This is a genomic window from Lactonifactor sp. BIOML-A5, assembly GCF_009677585.1.
In the GTDB taxonomy this organism is placed as follows: domain Bacteria; phylum Bacillota; class Clostridia; order Lachnospirales; family Lachnospiraceae; genus Lactonifactor.
The window spans coordinates 198,493-213,849 of record NZ_WKYV01000005.1 but is presented as its reverse complement, the minus strand read 5'-3'; the positions used below and the strand labels follow the sequence as shown (position 1 = coordinate 213,849).

Genomic DNA, 15,357 nt, shown 5'->3' with positions numbered 1-15,357 from the left:
TATTTTATAAAAGGGGGATATATTATGAGTCAAAAATTTGAGAATCTTTTAAATATTAGTTTACAAGTAACTCCTACAGAACGAGCTAAATCTCCAAATTTAGAAACAGGTTACAATGAGATTGATGATACTTGGGAACTCATTATAAAATATGTAGGTGATATTAACACATTTATGAAAAAATATCCAGAGATTATTGTTTCCAGTTTAATTAATAGATATGCCATTATAGTTACATCTGGAAAATATATCGAATTACTTTCGAATGAACCACTCATAGAATATATCGAAAAGCCTAAACGTATTTACTTCCAACTATATAGCGCTAAAAGTGAATCATGTATAACATCTATTCAGAGAAGGCTTTCCATTAATAGCGATGGTCTATCTGGAAAAGGTATCATTGTAGCCATTATAGATACTGGAATAAATGCAAAAAGTCTGGAATTTAGAAACGACGATGGTTCTACTAGAATACTAAATATTTGGGATCAGGTAAAAAATATTGAAGTAGGTCAAAACGAAATTAACGATTATATAAACTCAAATGAAACAACAACATTTGCAGGATTTGATAGCAATGGTCATGGAAACACTGTCGCAACAATAGCCTGCGGTAAAAGTGGTGTTGCACCTAAAGCAGATATAATAGTTGTAAAGATGGGGCTATCAAGACCTGGAAATTTTCCTAGGACTACACAACTAATGGAAGCTGTAAATTATGTTCTATTAAAAAGTCTACAATATAATAAACCAGTAGCGATAAATATTAGTTTTGGTAATAACTACGGTGATCATACTGGAAGTTCTCTGCTAGAGACTTTTCTAAATGAAGCCTCTCTTTTTTGGAAGAACTCTATTTGTGTTGGAGTAGGTAATGAAGGCCTTGGTGCTACCCACGTAGGAGGAACAATAGGAAGCTTCCAATCGCAAACAATTAATTTAAATATAAGTAACTATGAAACCTCGTTAAGTATACAAATATGGAAAGATTATTGGGATGATCTATTTGTTGAAATCATTACACCTACTGGCAATAATTTAGGACGTATAGACATTTATAACCAAGTTGTTAGAGCCACTTCAAATAATACTACATTATTAATGTATTACAGTGCTCCTACCCCATATTCTATACGCCAAGAAATTTATATTGATATGATTCCCACAGAATCTTATATTGATTCTGGCATATGGTCGATAAAAATAACTTCCAGAAAAATTGCAAACGGAAGATATGATTTATGGCTTCCTTCAATTGCTTCATTAAATTACGGTACAGGTTTTGAAAATGCTGATGGTTCTCTTTCAATTACAATTCCTTCAACAGCATCAAAAGTGATTTCCGTTGGCGCTTATAACCACAACAATAACACTATAGCTCCTTTCTCAGGAAGAGGATATGTTGCACAAATTGCAGGAACAAAGATTTCTAAACCTGATTTGGTGGCCCCAGGCGTAGATATCCTTACAAACTATACTTCTCACACGGGTACTTCTTTTTCCACACCATTTGTAACAGGTAGTGCCGCTTTGCTAATGGAATGGGGAATTGTAAGAAACAATGATCCATATCTTTACGGAGAAAAAGTAAAAGCTTACCTTATAAAGGGTACCAATTATTTTTCTGGAATCTCAAACTATCCAACTTCGCAAGTTGGTTGGGGACGTCTATGCACTAAAGATTCATTACCAATAAATTAGGCTTAAGGATCTATTTCTGTATAATACATTAACCACTAAAATCTAAAACTAAAATCGGAAAAAAAGCAATATTTGTTGATTGAGATCTGTTTTTCATGTAGGCACCCATTACCTCGCTTTGGGTGTATCTATTCTATATTTGAGAGTTCATAGAATTACTTACACTTTTTCTTAGCCAAAGAACGTTCGCTTCAATTTGTTTTATGACTTGAATAAATTCATCATCCGATTTTCCTGTTGGATCTTCTAATCCCCAATTATCATCAAAAGGTCTTCCTATAAATGGACAGCCTACATTACATCCCATTGAAATTGCAATATCCGGCTCTGGAATATCTTTAATCAATTTAGAATACTGTTCCTTCTCCATATCGATTCCATACAACTCTTTCAAAATACGTATACGGTAAATAGTCAGTACCGTGTTAATTAGTTGTATTCATGAGATAATTACCTCAAAACTTTAAGGAGGATTATCTCATGGACAAGATTACTCATGAAATGAGAATGGCCAATTGGACCAAGCTCATTCAAGACTGCCTTTCAAGCGGTTTATCGAAAAAAGAATGGTGCTTACAAAACCACGTGAATGAAAAGTCTTTTTATTACTGGCAACGACGGATTCGTGAAAACGCTTATGATCATCAGATGGTTTCAAAACCAGTGAATCACGAGGTTGGATTTGTTGAAGTTCCTACATTACCAAAGGTACAAGAAACTGCTTCATCAAACATTTCAGCCAGAATCCTTGTTAATGGAAGTACCATTGAAATCGTTGATTCCGCATCAGATGAATTCCTGCATCGACTTTTAGGGGCATTATCCTATGTTCAATGATGCATATGGATTCCAAAAGATTTATCTTGCCACCGGCTATACTGACTTACGCCGTGGAATTGATGGGTTGGCATCCATTGTGAAATACAACTTCGATTTGGATCCGTTCCAAAAGAACACTTTATTTCTCTTCTGTGGGAAGCGAACAGATCGTATTAAAGGTCTGATCTGGGAAGGCGATGGCTTTCTTTTACTTTATAAAAGACTGGAAATTGGTGGTTTCAATTGGCCACGGACAACCGAAGAAGCGATTGCAATCTCTCAGGAACAATATCAGCTATTGATGAAGGGAATCGAGGTTATTGCAAAGAAACCGATTGAAGAGGTCCAACGCTCAAAGTTGCTATAGTTTTTGTGCAATTCGTAGAAAATAAAATAGCTTCGATTGCTGCAATTCTTCAGAAAAACCTGGTTATCCACTACTTCATTCTTCTATTGTGAACGAATCATCTCTGTATGGTTAGTAAAACTAATACAAGTGGATAAGCCTCTAAAAAACCAGAAAAACTAGCTAGTTTTCTTAGTTTTTTGAAGAGTTATGCACCGTCAAAATGCCAACTGCTCTTTTGAATCAAGTTCGCTATTTCTCTGCATTTATCGTATAATAGATGTCAGAAAAGGAGCGATAAATGGCAAAAAAGTACACCGTTGACGAACTGAATACGTTAAGTGCAGACTCACTGAAGATTATTATTCTTTCCATGCAGGATCAGTTGGAGCAATTGAACCAGAACATGGAGCGATTGATTGAACAAATGGCAGCTGCCAATAATCAACGCTTTGGTCGCTCTTCTGAAAAGCTCGAAGTCATTGATGGACAATTGGGTCTTGATTTCATCTTCAACGAAGCAGAAGCACTTACTGAAACACTCTATGTAGTAGAACCTGCTGAGGAAGATGTTCTTCCTACTAAGAAAAAGAAGCAGGTCGGTAAACGAGAGAAAGATTTGGAAGGATTACCTGTGCAGGAAATCCAGCATATGTTATCTGAAGAACAACTGAACGAGATCTTTGGTGTGAATGGTTGGAAGCAGCTTCCAGGTGAAGTCTTCAAAAGAGTCAAGGTTGAACCAGCTGTCTACACGGTGGAAGAACATCATGTGGCAGTTTATGCTGGGAAAGACAATCAGACGATTGTTAAAGCAGATCGTCCAAAGAGTCTTCTTCGCAACAGTATTGCAACACCGTCACTCGTTGCAAGTGTATACAATGCAAAGTACGTCAATGGTATGCCATTGGAGCGTATTCATAAAGAGTATTTACGAAATGATATCCATATCTCAAAACAGGTCCTTGCGAATTGGGTAATCCAGTGTGCAGAACGTTACCTTGGAATCATGTTTGATTATCTGCAAAAAGAACTGCTTACTTTTCGCATTCTTCAAGCAGATGAGACGCCAGTGTTCGTAACAAAGGATGGACGTCCTGCCAATAGCAAAAGCTTTATGTGGGTGTACCGCACCGGCAAATGCTATAAAGAGACACCTATCATTCTTTACGAGTATCAAAAGACTCGTAAGGCCGCCCATCCACAGGAATTCCTAAAGGATTTCCATGGGACGCTGGTGACAGATGCTTATTCAGTGTATGATTCCATGGATCGGAAGAATCCAGATATCGTATTTGCAGGATGCTGGGCACACGGTAGACGCAGATTTGCAGAAGCTATCAAGGCAATCCCGAAAGAAAAGCGGGAAACTGCAAAAGATACCATCGCGTATCAGGCACTGAAGCAGATCGCGGCGATCTATCATCTTGATAATGAGTTATCAGATCTCTCTCCTGAGCAAAGGAAACAGGAACGACAGCTCACCGTAAAGCCACTGGTTGAGGCCTTCTTTGCATGGGCAAAAGACATCAAAGAACAGAATTGTCTCTCAAAAAGCAAAACCCTGGACGGCATTCATTATTGCCTCAATCATGAGACGAACCTAAAAGAGTTCCTAAATGATGGAGATCTGCCACTTGACAACAATGCAACAGAATCAGCATTACGCACCTTCTGTGTACATAAGCATACCTGGCGATTGATTGATTCAGTAGATGGAGCAAAAGCAAGTGCAATCGTATACAGTCTTACAGAAACAGCAAAAGCGAACCATTTGAATCCATTCCGATATCTTGAATTTTTACTTACGGAATTGATGGAACATCAAGGTGACACAAACCAGAATTTCTTAAAAGATCTGCTGCCGTGGTCGGAACAGATCCCAGAAATCTGTAAAATAAAAACAACTAAGTAAACCAGACCGCCAACTTGGCGGTCAACATTTGAGCTAGTACTCATGGTTTACCGTATACCAAAATACGAACTGCATCTTGATTGATTTGAGGCTTTGTTTCTGTTCCCGCCTAATGGCTTTCAAACACATCCGATGCTAAATGCCTTCCTAGTGCTTCTGCTATTTGACTTCTACATGAGTTATGAACACATATAAATGCTACTTTCTTTTTATACATAATTGAACCACCCTTTCTTACTATTAGCAAATTTCACTAACAGCAACATAACAGGAACTTCTGTCAAAACGCCTACTGTTGTAGCTAATGCTGCTGGACTTGTCGTTCCAAATAAAGCAATCGCTACTGCTACTGCAAGTTCAAAGAAATTTGACGCCCCAATCATACCTGCAGGAGCTGCAACATCATAAGGCAATTTGCATATTCTTGATATTCCAAATGTAACTCCAAAAATAAGGAATGTCTGTATAATCAATGGAATCGAAATCAAAATAATATGGATTGGATTAGATAGAATTGCTTCTGTCTGTGAAGCGAAAATCAATACCAACGTAAGCAACAGTCCCCGTGTAGTCAAATTATCAAACTTGCTTACAAATGTTGTTTCAAAATACTTTTCACCACTTTTCTTAGTGACAGTTATTCTTGTTAAAATTCCTCCCATAAGTGGGATTACGACAAATAGAATCACACTAAGGAACAATGTACTATAAGATACCGAAATATCTGAAACCCCAAGTAAAAATTTTACTATTGGTACAAAAGCAATTAAAATAATCAAATCATTTGTTGCAACCTGAACTACAGTATATGGAGGATTACCTTTCGTTAAGCTGCTCCATACAAATACCATTGCTGTACAGGGTGCCACACCTAATAATACTGCTCCAGCCAAATATTCAGTTGCAAGGTCTGCGGATATGACTGATTTAAAAAGAACAAATAGAAATAAATATGCAATACCATACATTGTAAAAGGTTTTATCAGCCAATTAACAATCCATGTAATAATCAATCCTTTGGAATTTTTCCCCACCTGCTTTATACTCTTAAAATCCACTTTCATCATCATAGGATAGATCATAAGCCATTTTAGTAGTGCAATTGGTATTGATATGCCAGCCACTTGCATTTTCCCCCACATATCAGGAATAACTGGCAAAAACTTTCCTATCATGACGCCTACTATCATACATAAAAATACTCATAAAGTGAGGTATCTTTGAAAGAAATTTATATCTTTGTTATCCTTCATTTTTACGAACCTCTGAAATACATTTTATTATTTCTTCTTTTTTCAAAACTTTTCCATAGCTTACTACTTTACCATCAATTACAAGAGCTGGTGTAGACATAACTCCGTATGTTGCTATGATTGAGAAGTCTGTGATCAGTTCAACCTTTTCCTCTATTTCTAACTCAGCTAATGCTTCCTTCGTATTATCTTCAAGCTCATGACATTTTGCGCAGCCTCCACCAAGTACCTTTATACCTTTATTACTTTTTTCTGCTTCTGCCTGCTCCATTTTTTCTGGAGTACAATTTCCACCACAACAACAAGTATTCTCTTTTTCTTCCTTCTTCTTTCCTAATCCAAATAAAGCCATCTTTCTTTCCTCCTAAATAATCATCCATTGAAACAGATTAAATAAATATCCAACTATGATAATTCCAATCGTACATACTGCTATAAACATACCTAAAAGTTTTGGTTTTACAGCCTTTCGAAGCATAATCATTGACGGTAAGCTGAGTGTCGTAACTGCCATCATAAAACTTAAAATGGTTCCAAGCTGAGCTCCTTTATAGAGCAGTGCTTCTGCCACTGGAATCGTACCAAAAATATCTGCATACATGGGAACTCCAAGAAGTGTTGCAAGAATTACTCCAAACGGATTATTACTTCCAAGTACCATTTCTATCCATTCTTCTGGAATCCAGTTATGAATAATCGCACCAATCCCAACACCTATTAAAATATATGGAAATACTTTTTTAAATGTCTGAACCACCTGGCCCTTTGCATAGACAAGTCTTTCTCTTTGAGTCAACTCAGGCGAATCAATATCTACAGCACTTGCCTTTAGAATAAACTCTTCTACATAAGATTCCATATGCATTTTCTCTATAATTGTTCCGCCTACTACCGCAATAACAAGACCAACAATTACATAAATAATCGCTACCTTGGTTCCAAAAATACTCATTAACAAAATCAAACTTCCCAGATCCACCATTGGTGAAGAAATCAAGAACGAAAATGTCACACCTAATGGTAAGCCCGCACTTGTAAATCCAATAAACAACGGAATCGATGAACATGAGCAAAAAGGAGTCACAGTTCCAAGTAAAGTTGCAATACAATTCGCCCATATCCCATGAAACCGTCCCATTATTTTTTTGCTTCTTTCTGGTGGAAAATAACTTTGAATATAGGAAATGAAGTATATCAAGATGCAAAGTAGAATTGTAATCTTCATTGCATCGTAAATAAAAAACTGGATACTGCCTCCTACCCTGCCTGCTAGATCAAGTCCCAACTTCTCTAGTCCATTTCCAATCAATCTATTCAACCATTTCATTCCAAAAATCTGGTTTTGGATAAAATCCCACATCATTTACAGCACCGTCCTTCTTCTTTGCAACAGGACAACTGCTCAATGTATTCTTTAAATAAATGAAGTGTTTCACAGTTTAATGAGTAATGATGCCATTTCCCTTCTTTTCGGTCATTCACTAATCCACATTCATTTAAAATTTTCATATGATGTGAAAGTGTTGGTTGCGTAATTTCAAAAGCTTCCAATAACTTGCATCCACACTTCTCTCCATCTGAGAGCATTTGTATGATTTGTAATCTGTTGCTATCTCCAATTGCCTTACATATAAGTGCTACATCCATTGTATTCATATTGTTCACATCACATTGACATTTATCTATGTGATACATTATATGCATTACATAGATAAATGTCAATGTATTGTATAAAAAAGAGAAAACAAGTCACTGTCTTCATATGTTCAAAATCACCTTTGCTAGAAATACACGATTTCACTCTGAAATGTAAGTTCTGTAAAAAATAGATTCTGATATGCTACCCCTATATAGGACAAGGAAATATAAAAGTCCTATATGGTGGTATTTCTATGTCTAGAAAAGGAAAAATAAATTCAGTTGATAAAGTGAAAATAGTCGAACGATATTTTAACAAGGAAGTTGGCATTGAACAAGCAGGCAATGAATTAGGAGTAGCTCCTTCAAGTATTAGAAAATGGATTAGAATATATCAAAGTGAAGGTGCTACAGGATTGCTAGATCAAAAGCAGAATCGTAGATGTTCAAAGGAAACCAAGATTGCCGCTATCAATGATTATCTTAGTGGTAATGAATCGCTCAACAATATTTGTCAAAAATACAATATTCGCTAGCAAACACAACTTGAATATTGGATAAAGGTGTATAATTCTGGTGGAACTTTAAAGACTTCCACTGGAGGTGCATACATGAAAAAAGCAAAAACAACAACGCCTGAAGAAAGGCTTAGAATAGAAAAAGAATGTTTAATTAATGATCAGAATTACGGGGAAATGGCACTCCAATACAACTGTTCTTATCAACAAGTTCGTAACTGGGTAAAGCGATATGAAGCAATGGGAGTCGAAGGTCTTGAAGATCGTCGTGGACGAAGTATAGGAACATTGCCAAGCCGAACACCAGAAGAAGAATTACGTGATAATATATCAGAACTTGAAAAAAAGAATCTTGACCTACAAATGGAGAATAATCTATTAAAAAAAGTCAGAGACCTGGAAAGGGGAGATCGTTATCTTTAGTCCACCATTTAGCTGCATATGAAGCAATTAAGGAATTGTCTTCAGATAGAGGCTATCCGATAGATAAGCTTTGTAAATATCTAAAAATCACCCGCTCTGCGTACTATCACTGGCTAAATCATCCAAAGAGTGCTAACGAACTACAAAATGAATCGTTATCTACAGAAATAAGAAAGATACATGAACTACATCCAGATATGGGATATCGTAGAATTCGTGATGAATTGTTTGGGCATAAAGGAATGCATGTGAATGATAAACGAGTTCTTCGTATCTGTAGAAAATGTGATATAAAATCAAATATAAATTTGTAAGTTTCATTTTTTTTACAACATCATTTATCATTTTGGGTGAACAAAAAGCATATTCGTTCTTACCTTTATTTTTTGCTATGTACATAGCAATATCTGCATTTTTTATTAGTGTTTCCGGATCTTCTCCATCAACCGGATATACCGCAACTCCAACGCTGGTTGTGATGACAAACTCAACATTATTAACTAATACAGTAGTTTGTAATGAATTCATTATTTTTTTCGTAATATTATGTAAGTCTTAAATTTTATCAAGGTTACATATTTGAACTAGATATTCATCACCACCAAATCTAGAAACCGTATCTTCTCTACGCAAGCAATGCTCAAAGCGTTCCGCCACTGATTTTAAAACAATATCACCCGCTGTGTGCCCCATGGTATCATTTACTGATTTAAAGGAATCTAAATCAATGAACATAATTCCTATCAAAGTACCATTCCGATTGGCCAAACTGATATTTTGATCTAGTCGATTCATATATAATTCCTTATTTGGCAAACCTGTAAGCGAATCATAAAATGCCATTTTATGTAACTTACTTTCCGATTCTATCAAGGTCTGCTTTGACTTTCAATTTTTTTGACATATCCCCTGGCTCTTTGCTTATATAGGATTATTAATGTTATAATCAAAAATGCGCCTCCATATGAAATAACACATGAAAGTGCACTTGGGGATTTAGTATGTACCATAAAAACAATCGCCACTAGCATACTATAAATATTTAAAAGAACATTTATGATATAACCCATCTTGTTCTCTCTTAATACCAGATAAACGCAAACAAGCATTTGTATTTGTGTAATAATTCCTCTCAAAGCAGACGTTTCTATCTCTATCCCCAGAATTGTAAGATCATTATTACGAACCAACCCCGAAAGGAATATAAATTACGACAACCATAAAAAAATTGACGTACTGACTCACATTAGCTAATCTATTATGCTTATTCTCAATGAATTTCATTCATACTCCTTCCTATTAATTATTAGATGTTTATTCACTTTTTCTAAGCCAATTATTCTCTAATTCACCAGGAGTAAGGGGCTTTGAGAACAGGTATCCTTGTATCTCATCGCAGTCCATCTGTTTCAGACAGTCCCATTGTTTCTGTGTTTCAACACCTTCAGCAATTACCTTAATATTATTTACTTTCGCGACAGAAATAACCATTTGAACAATCGATTTCGAATAAATATCATGGTCAATATGATCAATTAATTCTTTGGCAATCTTGATTCTATTTACCGGAAGTTCTCTCAAATAATACAATGATGAATACCCTGTTCCAAAATCATCGATTGCAATTGAAATTCCCATGGCTGACAACTTTCCAAGAGCTTCGTGAATCAAAGAATTTGTTTCAAGCTGTATATTTTCTGTGATTTCTATCTCAAAATCATTTTTTTGAATCTGATATTTTTCCAATACTTGTACTAATCTATCAGTGAAATCCTCTTCCATTAACTGTTTGCTTGATACATTGATCGCCATTTTAATATTGCTTCCATATCTGTTTTATTTATTGTCCTGCTCTTAACGGCAGCTTCCCACTCGTGTCCTTTCTCACATCTCCAAATCACTTTCTTATGAGAACCAATAGAAACCTCTGTCGGTTTTATCTTATTCTTTTTCGACCACTGTTTTACCAGTAATGGCTCTAATGTCGCCAAATCGTTAATTCCTGCAATTACTCTTGCACCAGAGCATATCGGGCATTTCTCTCCATTAGAACGAGCCTTAACGCTTGTCTTCCATTCGTGACCACAAGCACCTTTCCACCATACTTTTTTATTTGAACCGAAAGTAATGTCATCAGGTGTAAGCGGTAAGTTCTTCTCCGACCACTCCGAAACAAGCTCCGGGTGTACTTCTGCTAAACTGTTACTCATATCAAAACCTCCACTTCCTCTGTGATTAGAGTATATGAAGTTTTGGCTTTATCTTGTAGTTTGCGAATATCCGTATAAATAGAAAAAACCCTTTGAGGAAAGGATTTCTCCTCTCTCAAAGGGCAAGTTGGCAAACTGGAATTTCTATTTGTGTTGCCATGTCATTACATAATCTTTTTCTCCGGTAGCCTCATCTAAGCCACTATGCTGAATCTCAAATCCTTCTCTCTTATAAAAAGATATTGCCCGTGCGTTCTTTTGGTATACGTTCAAGTACAACTTATTCCTTTTATCCTTTGCATAATTCAGCAGAATTTTACCTATACCCTGCGATTGCATTTCACCAGAAACAAAAATGCCCTCAACATATTCATCATTTAACCCTAGGGTTAAACTTAACTACTATTTTTTCTTTGCGATATAAAATACATAACTGTAATAATCTACTACTAATCTAAAATAAAGCGATTATAAGCTATCCTTTTTCCTGTGTTTGTTTTAAAGTTTTCATCTATACACTTTTTTATCTTTTCCTGTTCTTTTTCTTTATCCATAACCGTTAAATTTTCAAGCAAATCAGCTTCCCATTGTATTTGAAAATCAAGTCCATCAATTTTAGATGGAGTATGATGGTTGCCTATTATAAAGCATATTCTATCAATATTTTTGTTATAGCCTACCTTTTTTAATATTTCTTTCGCTACTTCTGGTCCTTCCTTTTCTTGATAGACACCATCAATAGAACCGTATTTTTTTTGTGCTTCAACCGCACCAATATCATGTAGTATAGCAATAATACTGATGAATTCTTTTTCTTCCTCTCCGATATTTTCTCCTTTCATTATATCTTCTGCATTTTTCAAAACTTTGAGAGTATGCTCTATGCCAAAAGGAATTTCTTTGAATACTTCTTTCATCTCTATAATAATTTTTTCTTTAAACATAAATTACCTCCATTTATACCTTATAGGTGTTTTAGTTCTATCTATCCACTTTTTTGTTCGCCGATACAATCAGCATCATGGGACGGCGCATTTCATCCTGCATCCCCGGAATATCCATCATGTATTCCGGCGGCTGCGGCTCCACAATATGATTTATTATAAAACCATTTGAAAGCAGTGTATTTAGATATGTGGTCAGTGTTCTATGATATTTTGTAACCTTTTCTCCCAAAAACACAGCTGTCCGTTTGCCCTCATAATAATAATTATCCACCGGAAAATGCAGTATTTCTCCTTTTTCGTTATAATGCCAGTCTTGTGTTCCATAGGCAGTAAAAACAGGATGTTCAACCGTAAAAACTAGCTTACCACCAGACTTCAGTATTCTATATATCTTTTTTACTAAAATCTCATAATCTGCTACATAGTGAAACGCAAGTGAACTTAATATTACATCAAAACTCTCCTCTGGGAATTCCACATCTTCTATAGCACAGCATTTATATTCAACCTGTGGAAAATGTGTTTTTTCTTTGGCTACCTCGAGCATTTTATGAGAAATATCAACACCTACAACAGAAGACGCTCCGTGTTCCATCGCATAAATACAGTGCCATCCATAGCCGCATCCTAAATCAAGCACACGCTTATCTTTAAAATCCGGCAGCAGCTTTCTCAATGTTTCCCATTCTCCTGCACCGGCTAGTCCCTGCTGTGAGCGACTCATTTGACTGTATTTTTGAAAAAATATATTATCATCATATTTGTTTTCTTATTTGCTATTTACAAATTCTATAATATCCAAAGCATTATTCTCTATCGTTGTAAACTGCTTATCACATCCTGCATGACCATCTAATATAGGCAAAACCACATGATAATCTGTTTGAAGTCTTTCAGCAACCTCTTTGTATTCCACCATAATAAACCGCCTCCGTGTAAGAGGATAATTACATCGCTGTTTTCTTTTCCATATTCTACATAATTCAACCTCTTTCACCTCGCTGTAAACTTCCGATTTTTCGTTCTCTGCGACTTCCCAATAAACGGGAATTTGACTTGCCTATTTTCTTAAAATCTCATGTGGAGCTTCTATTTCATTTGCCAAGGTATGCTCTGTTAATTCTGACATCAATTTCAATTTTTTATTAATCAATGGTCGCATACAATTAGGAACATGTTCCTGATGCGCTCTGTGGATTGCTACACATTCCTTACAGTTTCCGTGATAACGACAGGCTTTCAGGCAAGGACAGTGATCTTTGTCTTTATACTCCTTACGAAATTCCGCTGCAAATTCTTCTTGCAGTCTCAGTCCCTCGACACGGTTTCCCTTATGAAATTCTACCATTGCATCCAGTTCTTTCTGGTTCCCTTCAATCTTCATGTTATTATAGTGCCTCCATTTCAACTATTCCTCATTTTCTGATAAATTCCTATTTGCATTTCCATTCATTTTAAAAATGGGCAACTCCGATTGGAATTGCCCACTCATTGCACTAATTATGCGATTTTTTCTTGCTTGCACCGATTTCTGCATCAAATGATGTAAGTTTGATGTAAATCGCTGTTTTTTTAGTTTTTTATCAAATGAAGTACGTCCCGTCTATTCGGTAAAACGGTACATCTTTACATCATCTTAATAGAGCTTTGCACCTGCCGGAATGTGGTCATCAACCATCAGAAGATGAAGCTTTTCTTCGCCTTCTTCTTCATGAATAGCACTGAGGAGCATAACGCAAGAGTCAATGCCCATCATAGCTCTCGGTGGAAGATTTGTGATAGCAATAAGAGTCTTTCCAACCAGTTCTTCCGGCTCATAAAAGCTATGAATACCGCTTAAAATGGTTCTGTCTGTGCCTGTTCCGTCATCAAGAGTAAACTGTAACAGTTTCTTTGACTTCGGTACTGCAACACACTCTTTAACCTTTACTGCACGGAAATCTGACTTGCTGAATGTATCAAAATCAACAAATTCCTCAAATAAAGGCTCTACCTTTACCTTAGAAAAATCAATCTTTTCAGACTCAGTTTTTACATTTTTTTCAGGTGCTTCAGAAGCTGTATTATTTACATCATTTTTCTTATTTACACCATCTAAGGACTTCATTGTCGGGAACAGCAGCACATCTCTTATAGCCGCTGAATCCGTCAGCAGCATAACCATCCGGTCAATTCCGAATCCGATGCCCCCAGTCGGCGGCATTCCGATTTCCAGTGCATTCAGGAAATCTTCGTCTGTATGGTTCGCTTCTTCATCACCCTGAGCAAGAAGCTCTTCCTGTGCCTGGAAGCGTTCCCGCTGATCGATGGGATCGTTCAGCTCCGAGTATGCGTTGGCCAGCTCCCATCCATTCATGAAGAACTCAAAGCGCTCCACATATTCAGGATTGCCCGGTTTCTTCTTTGTAAGGGGAGATATCTCAATGGGATGATCCATAACAAAGGTTGGCTGGATCAAATGCTCTTCCGCAAATTCTTCGAAGAACAGGCTCAGGATATCTCCCTTTTTGTGCCTTTCTTCAAACGCTACGTGATGTTCCCTGGCAGCTGCTCTTGCCTCCTCCAGGGTATGAATCTCATTAAAATCAACGCCGGCATACTTCTTCACCGCGTCCAGCATAGTGATGCGCTCAAAAGGTTTACCAAGATCCATCTCAACGCCATTGTAGGTAATGGTTGTGGTACCCAGTACTTCCTGAGCCACAAAACGGTACAGATTCTCCGTAAGGTCCATCATACCGTTATAGTCAGTGTACGCCTGATACAGCTCCATCAGGGTGAACTCCGGGTTATGTCTTGTGTCCAGCCCCTCGTTGCGGAATACCCGTCCAATCTCATATACCCGTTCCATTCCGCCTACAATAAGCCTCTTTAAATATAATTCCAGAGAGATTCTCAGCTTAAAATCCTCGTCCAGCGCGTTAAAATGCGTCTCAAAGGGACGGGCGGCTGCTCCTCCTGCGTTGGATACCAGCATAGGTGTCTCCACCTCCAGGAATCCTTCCTGGCCCAGGTATCTGCGGATGGCGCTGATAATCTGAGAACGCTTGATAAAAGTATCCTTGACTTCCGCATTCATGATCAGATCCACATATCTCTGGCGGTAACGGAGATCTGTGTTGGTCAATCCATGGAACTTCTCCGGAAGAATCTGCAGACTCTTGGACAGCAGCGTAACTTCCGCAGCATGGAGGGAGATTTCACCTGTCTTTGTCTTAAATACCTCGCCTCTGATCCCCACAATGTCGCCAATGTCCATCTTTTTAAAATCTTTGTAGGGTTCTTCCCCAACGCTGTCCCTGGCCACATAGGATTGGATTCCCCCCTGCAGATCCTGTACGTTGCAGAAGGATGCCTTTCCCATAACGCGTTTGGACATCATACGGCCGGCAATGTTTACCGTCTGTCCCTCCAGCGACTCAAAGTTATCTTTGATTTCCTGGCTGTGATGTGTTACATCGTATTTTACAATTTCAAAAGGGTTCTTGCCGTTTGCCTGGAGGTCCGCAAGCTTCTCCCGGCGCACCTTTAATAACTGGTTAATATCCTGTTCCTGTGCATTTTTCTGCTGCTGTGCCACTTTT

At 37.2% G+C, this 15,357-nt stretch carries 16 protein-coding genes and 5 pseudogenes; 6 read left to right on the top strand and 15 right to left on the bottom strand.

The genetic code is table 11. The annotated features are described in order from the left end of the window. The first annotated feature begins 24 nt into the window (after window positions 1-24). Window positions 25-1,704, top strand: coding sequence for a S8 family peptidase (locus GKG41_RS05745; protein WP_158565712.1), 1,680 nt, complete (start codon window positions 25-27; stop codon window positions 1,702-1,704). Between the two features lie 133 nt (window positions 1,705-1,837). On the opposite strand, the pseudogene GKG41_RS05740 reads toward GKG41_RS05745, so the two are convergent. Beyond that, window positions 1,838-2,107, bottom strand: a pseudogene (locus GKG41_RS05740) (arsenate reductase ArsC); the annotation flags it as partial. Window positions 2,108-2,184: 77 nt separating this feature from the next. Between GKG41_RS05740 and GKG41_RS05735 the strand changes: the two are divergent. From GKG41_RS05735 to GKG41_RS05725, 3 genes are all read left to right on the top strand, one after another. After that, a complete protein-coding gene (locus tag GKG41_RS05735) occupies window positions 2,185-2,541 on the top strand; it encodes a hypothetical protein (protein WP_130179663.1) in 357 nt (118 codons plus the stop codon). After that, window positions 2,531-2,890 carry an IS66 family insertion sequence element accessory protein TnpB gene (tnpB, locus tag GKG41_RS05730; protein WP_154257584.1) on the top strand — a complete coding sequence of 120 codons (360 nt, stop codon included), beginning with the start codon at window positions 2,531-2,533 and terminating at the stop codon, window positions 2,888-2,890. The genes GKG41_RS05735 and tnpB overlap by 11 nt, the downstream gene beginning before the upstream one ends. A gap of 280 nt (window positions 2,891-3,170) precedes the next feature. After that, window positions 3,171-4,784: an IS66 family transposase gene (locus GKG41_RS05725; protein ID WP_130179666.1), complete on the top strand. Its 1,614-nt coding sequence runs from the start codon at window positions 3,171-3,173 to the stop codon at window positions 4,782-4,784. Window positions 4,785-4,896: 112 nt separating this feature from the next. Here the strand turns inward: GKG41_RS05725 and GKG41_RS23400 are convergent. The 5 genes and pseudogenes from GKG41_RS23400 to GKG41_RS05700 all read right to left on the bottom strand — a co-directional run. After that, window positions 4,897-5,001 (bottom strand): annotated as a pseudogene (locus GKG41_RS23400) (arsenate reductase ArsC); the annotation flags it as partial. Beyond that, window positions 4,994-6,037 (bottom strand): annotated as a pseudogene (gene arsB, locus GKG41_RS05715) (ACR3 family arsenite efflux transporter). The pseudogenes GKG41_RS23400 and arsB, both read right to left, overlap by 8 nt. Next, the gene (locus tag GKG41_RS05710) at window positions 6,027-6,389 is read right to left on the bottom strand and encodes a thioredoxin family protein (RefSeq protein WP_130179667.1); all 363 of its coding nucleotides are present in this window, start codon (window positions 6,387-6,389) and stop codon (window positions 6,027-6,029) included. Before GKG41_RS05710 ends, arsB begins: the two are co-directional and overlap by 11 nt. A gap of 12 nt (window positions 6,390-6,401) precedes the next feature. Further along, entirely contained in the window at window positions 6,402-7,400 is a 999-nt protein-coding gene (locus GKG41_RS05705; protein WP_130179668.1) for a permease, read from the bottom strand. Continuing rightward, window positions 7,397-7,693, bottom strand: a complete 297-nt coding sequence (locus tag GKG41_RS05700; protein ID WP_130179669.1) for a metalloregulator ArsR/SmtB family transcription factor — start codon at window positions 7,691-7,693, stop codon at window positions 7,397-7,399. Before GKG41_RS05700 ends, GKG41_RS05705 begins: the two co-directional genes overlap by 4 nt. A 236-nt stretch (window positions 7,694-7,929) precedes the next feature. Between GKG41_RS05700 and GKG41_RS05695 the strand changes: the two genes are divergently transcribed. Then, the gene (locus tag GKG41_RS05695; RefSeq protein WP_130179670.1) at window positions 7,930-8,211 is read left to right on the top strand and encodes a helix-turn-helix domain-containing protein; all 282 of its coding nucleotides are present in this window, start codon (window positions 7,930-7,932) and stop codon (window positions 8,209-8,211) included. 75 nt (window positions 8,212-8,286) lie between these two features. Further along, window positions 8,287-8,616, top strand: coding sequence for a helix-turn-helix domain-containing protein (locus GKG41_RS05690; RefSeq protein WP_130179671.1), 330 nt, complete (start codon window positions 8,287-8,289; stop codon window positions 8,614-8,616). A gap of 159 nt (window positions 8,617-8,775) precedes the next feature. Here the strand turns inward: GKG41_RS05690 and GKG41_RS23395 are convergent. The 9 genes and pseudogenes from GKG41_RS23395 to lysS form a co-directional block, all read right to left on the bottom strand. Beyond that, window positions 8,776-9,459, bottom strand: a pseudogene (locus GKG41_RS23395) (GGDEF domain-containing protein). 471 nt (window positions 9,460-9,930) lie between these two features. Beyond that, window positions 9,931-10,428, bottom strand: coding sequence for an EAL domain-containing protein (locus GKG41_RS23255; protein ID WP_194167084.1), 498 nt, complete (start codon window positions 10,426-10,428; stop codon window positions 9,931-9,933). Further along, on the bottom strand, window positions 10,398-10,826 hold the full coding sequence (locus GKG41_RS23250; RefSeq protein ID WP_243140964.1) for a zinc-ribbon domain-containing protein: 429 nt from the start codon (window positions 10,824-10,826) through the stop codon (window positions 10,398-10,400). Before GKG41_RS23250 ends, GKG41_RS23255 begins: the two co-directional genes overlap by 31 nt. A gap of 144 nt (window positions 10,827-10,970) precedes the next feature. Continuing rightward, window positions 10,971-11,213, bottom strand: a pseudogene (locus tag GKG41_RS05665) (GNAT family N-acetyltransferase); the annotation flags it as partial. Between the two features lie 62 nt (window positions 11,214-11,275). After that, on the bottom strand, window positions 11,276-11,770 hold the full coding sequence (locus GKG41_RS05660) for an HD domain-containing protein (protein ID WP_008981870.1): 495 nt from the start codon (window positions 11,768-11,770) through the stop codon (window positions 11,276-11,278). Window positions 11,771-11,807: 37 nt separating this feature from the next. Further along, window positions 11,808-12,497, bottom strand: coding sequence for a class I SAM-dependent methyltransferase (locus GKG41_RS05655; protein WP_117495051.1), 690 nt, complete (start codon window positions 12,495-12,497; stop codon window positions 11,808-11,810). A gap of 45 nt (window positions 12,498-12,542) precedes the next feature. Then, entirely contained in the window at window positions 12,543-12,692 is a 150-nt protein-coding gene (locus GKG41_RS05650; protein WP_243126008.1) for a hypothetical protein, read from the bottom strand. Window positions 12,693-12,833: 141 nt separating this feature from the next. Then, the gene (locus GKG41_RS05645) at window positions 12,834-13,157 is read right to left on the bottom strand and encodes a hypothetical protein (protein WP_004613237.1); all 324 of its coding nucleotides are present in this window, start codon (window positions 13,155-13,157) and stop codon (window positions 12,834-12,836) included. A gap of 252 nt (window positions 13,158-13,409) precedes the next feature. Continuing rightward, entirely contained in the window at window positions 13,410-15,353 is a 1,944-nt protein-coding gene (gene lysS / locus GKG41_RS05640; RefSeq protein ID WP_347563268.1) for a lysine--tRNA ligase, read from the bottom strand. Between the last annotated feature and the right edge of the window lie 4 nt (window positions 15,354-15,357).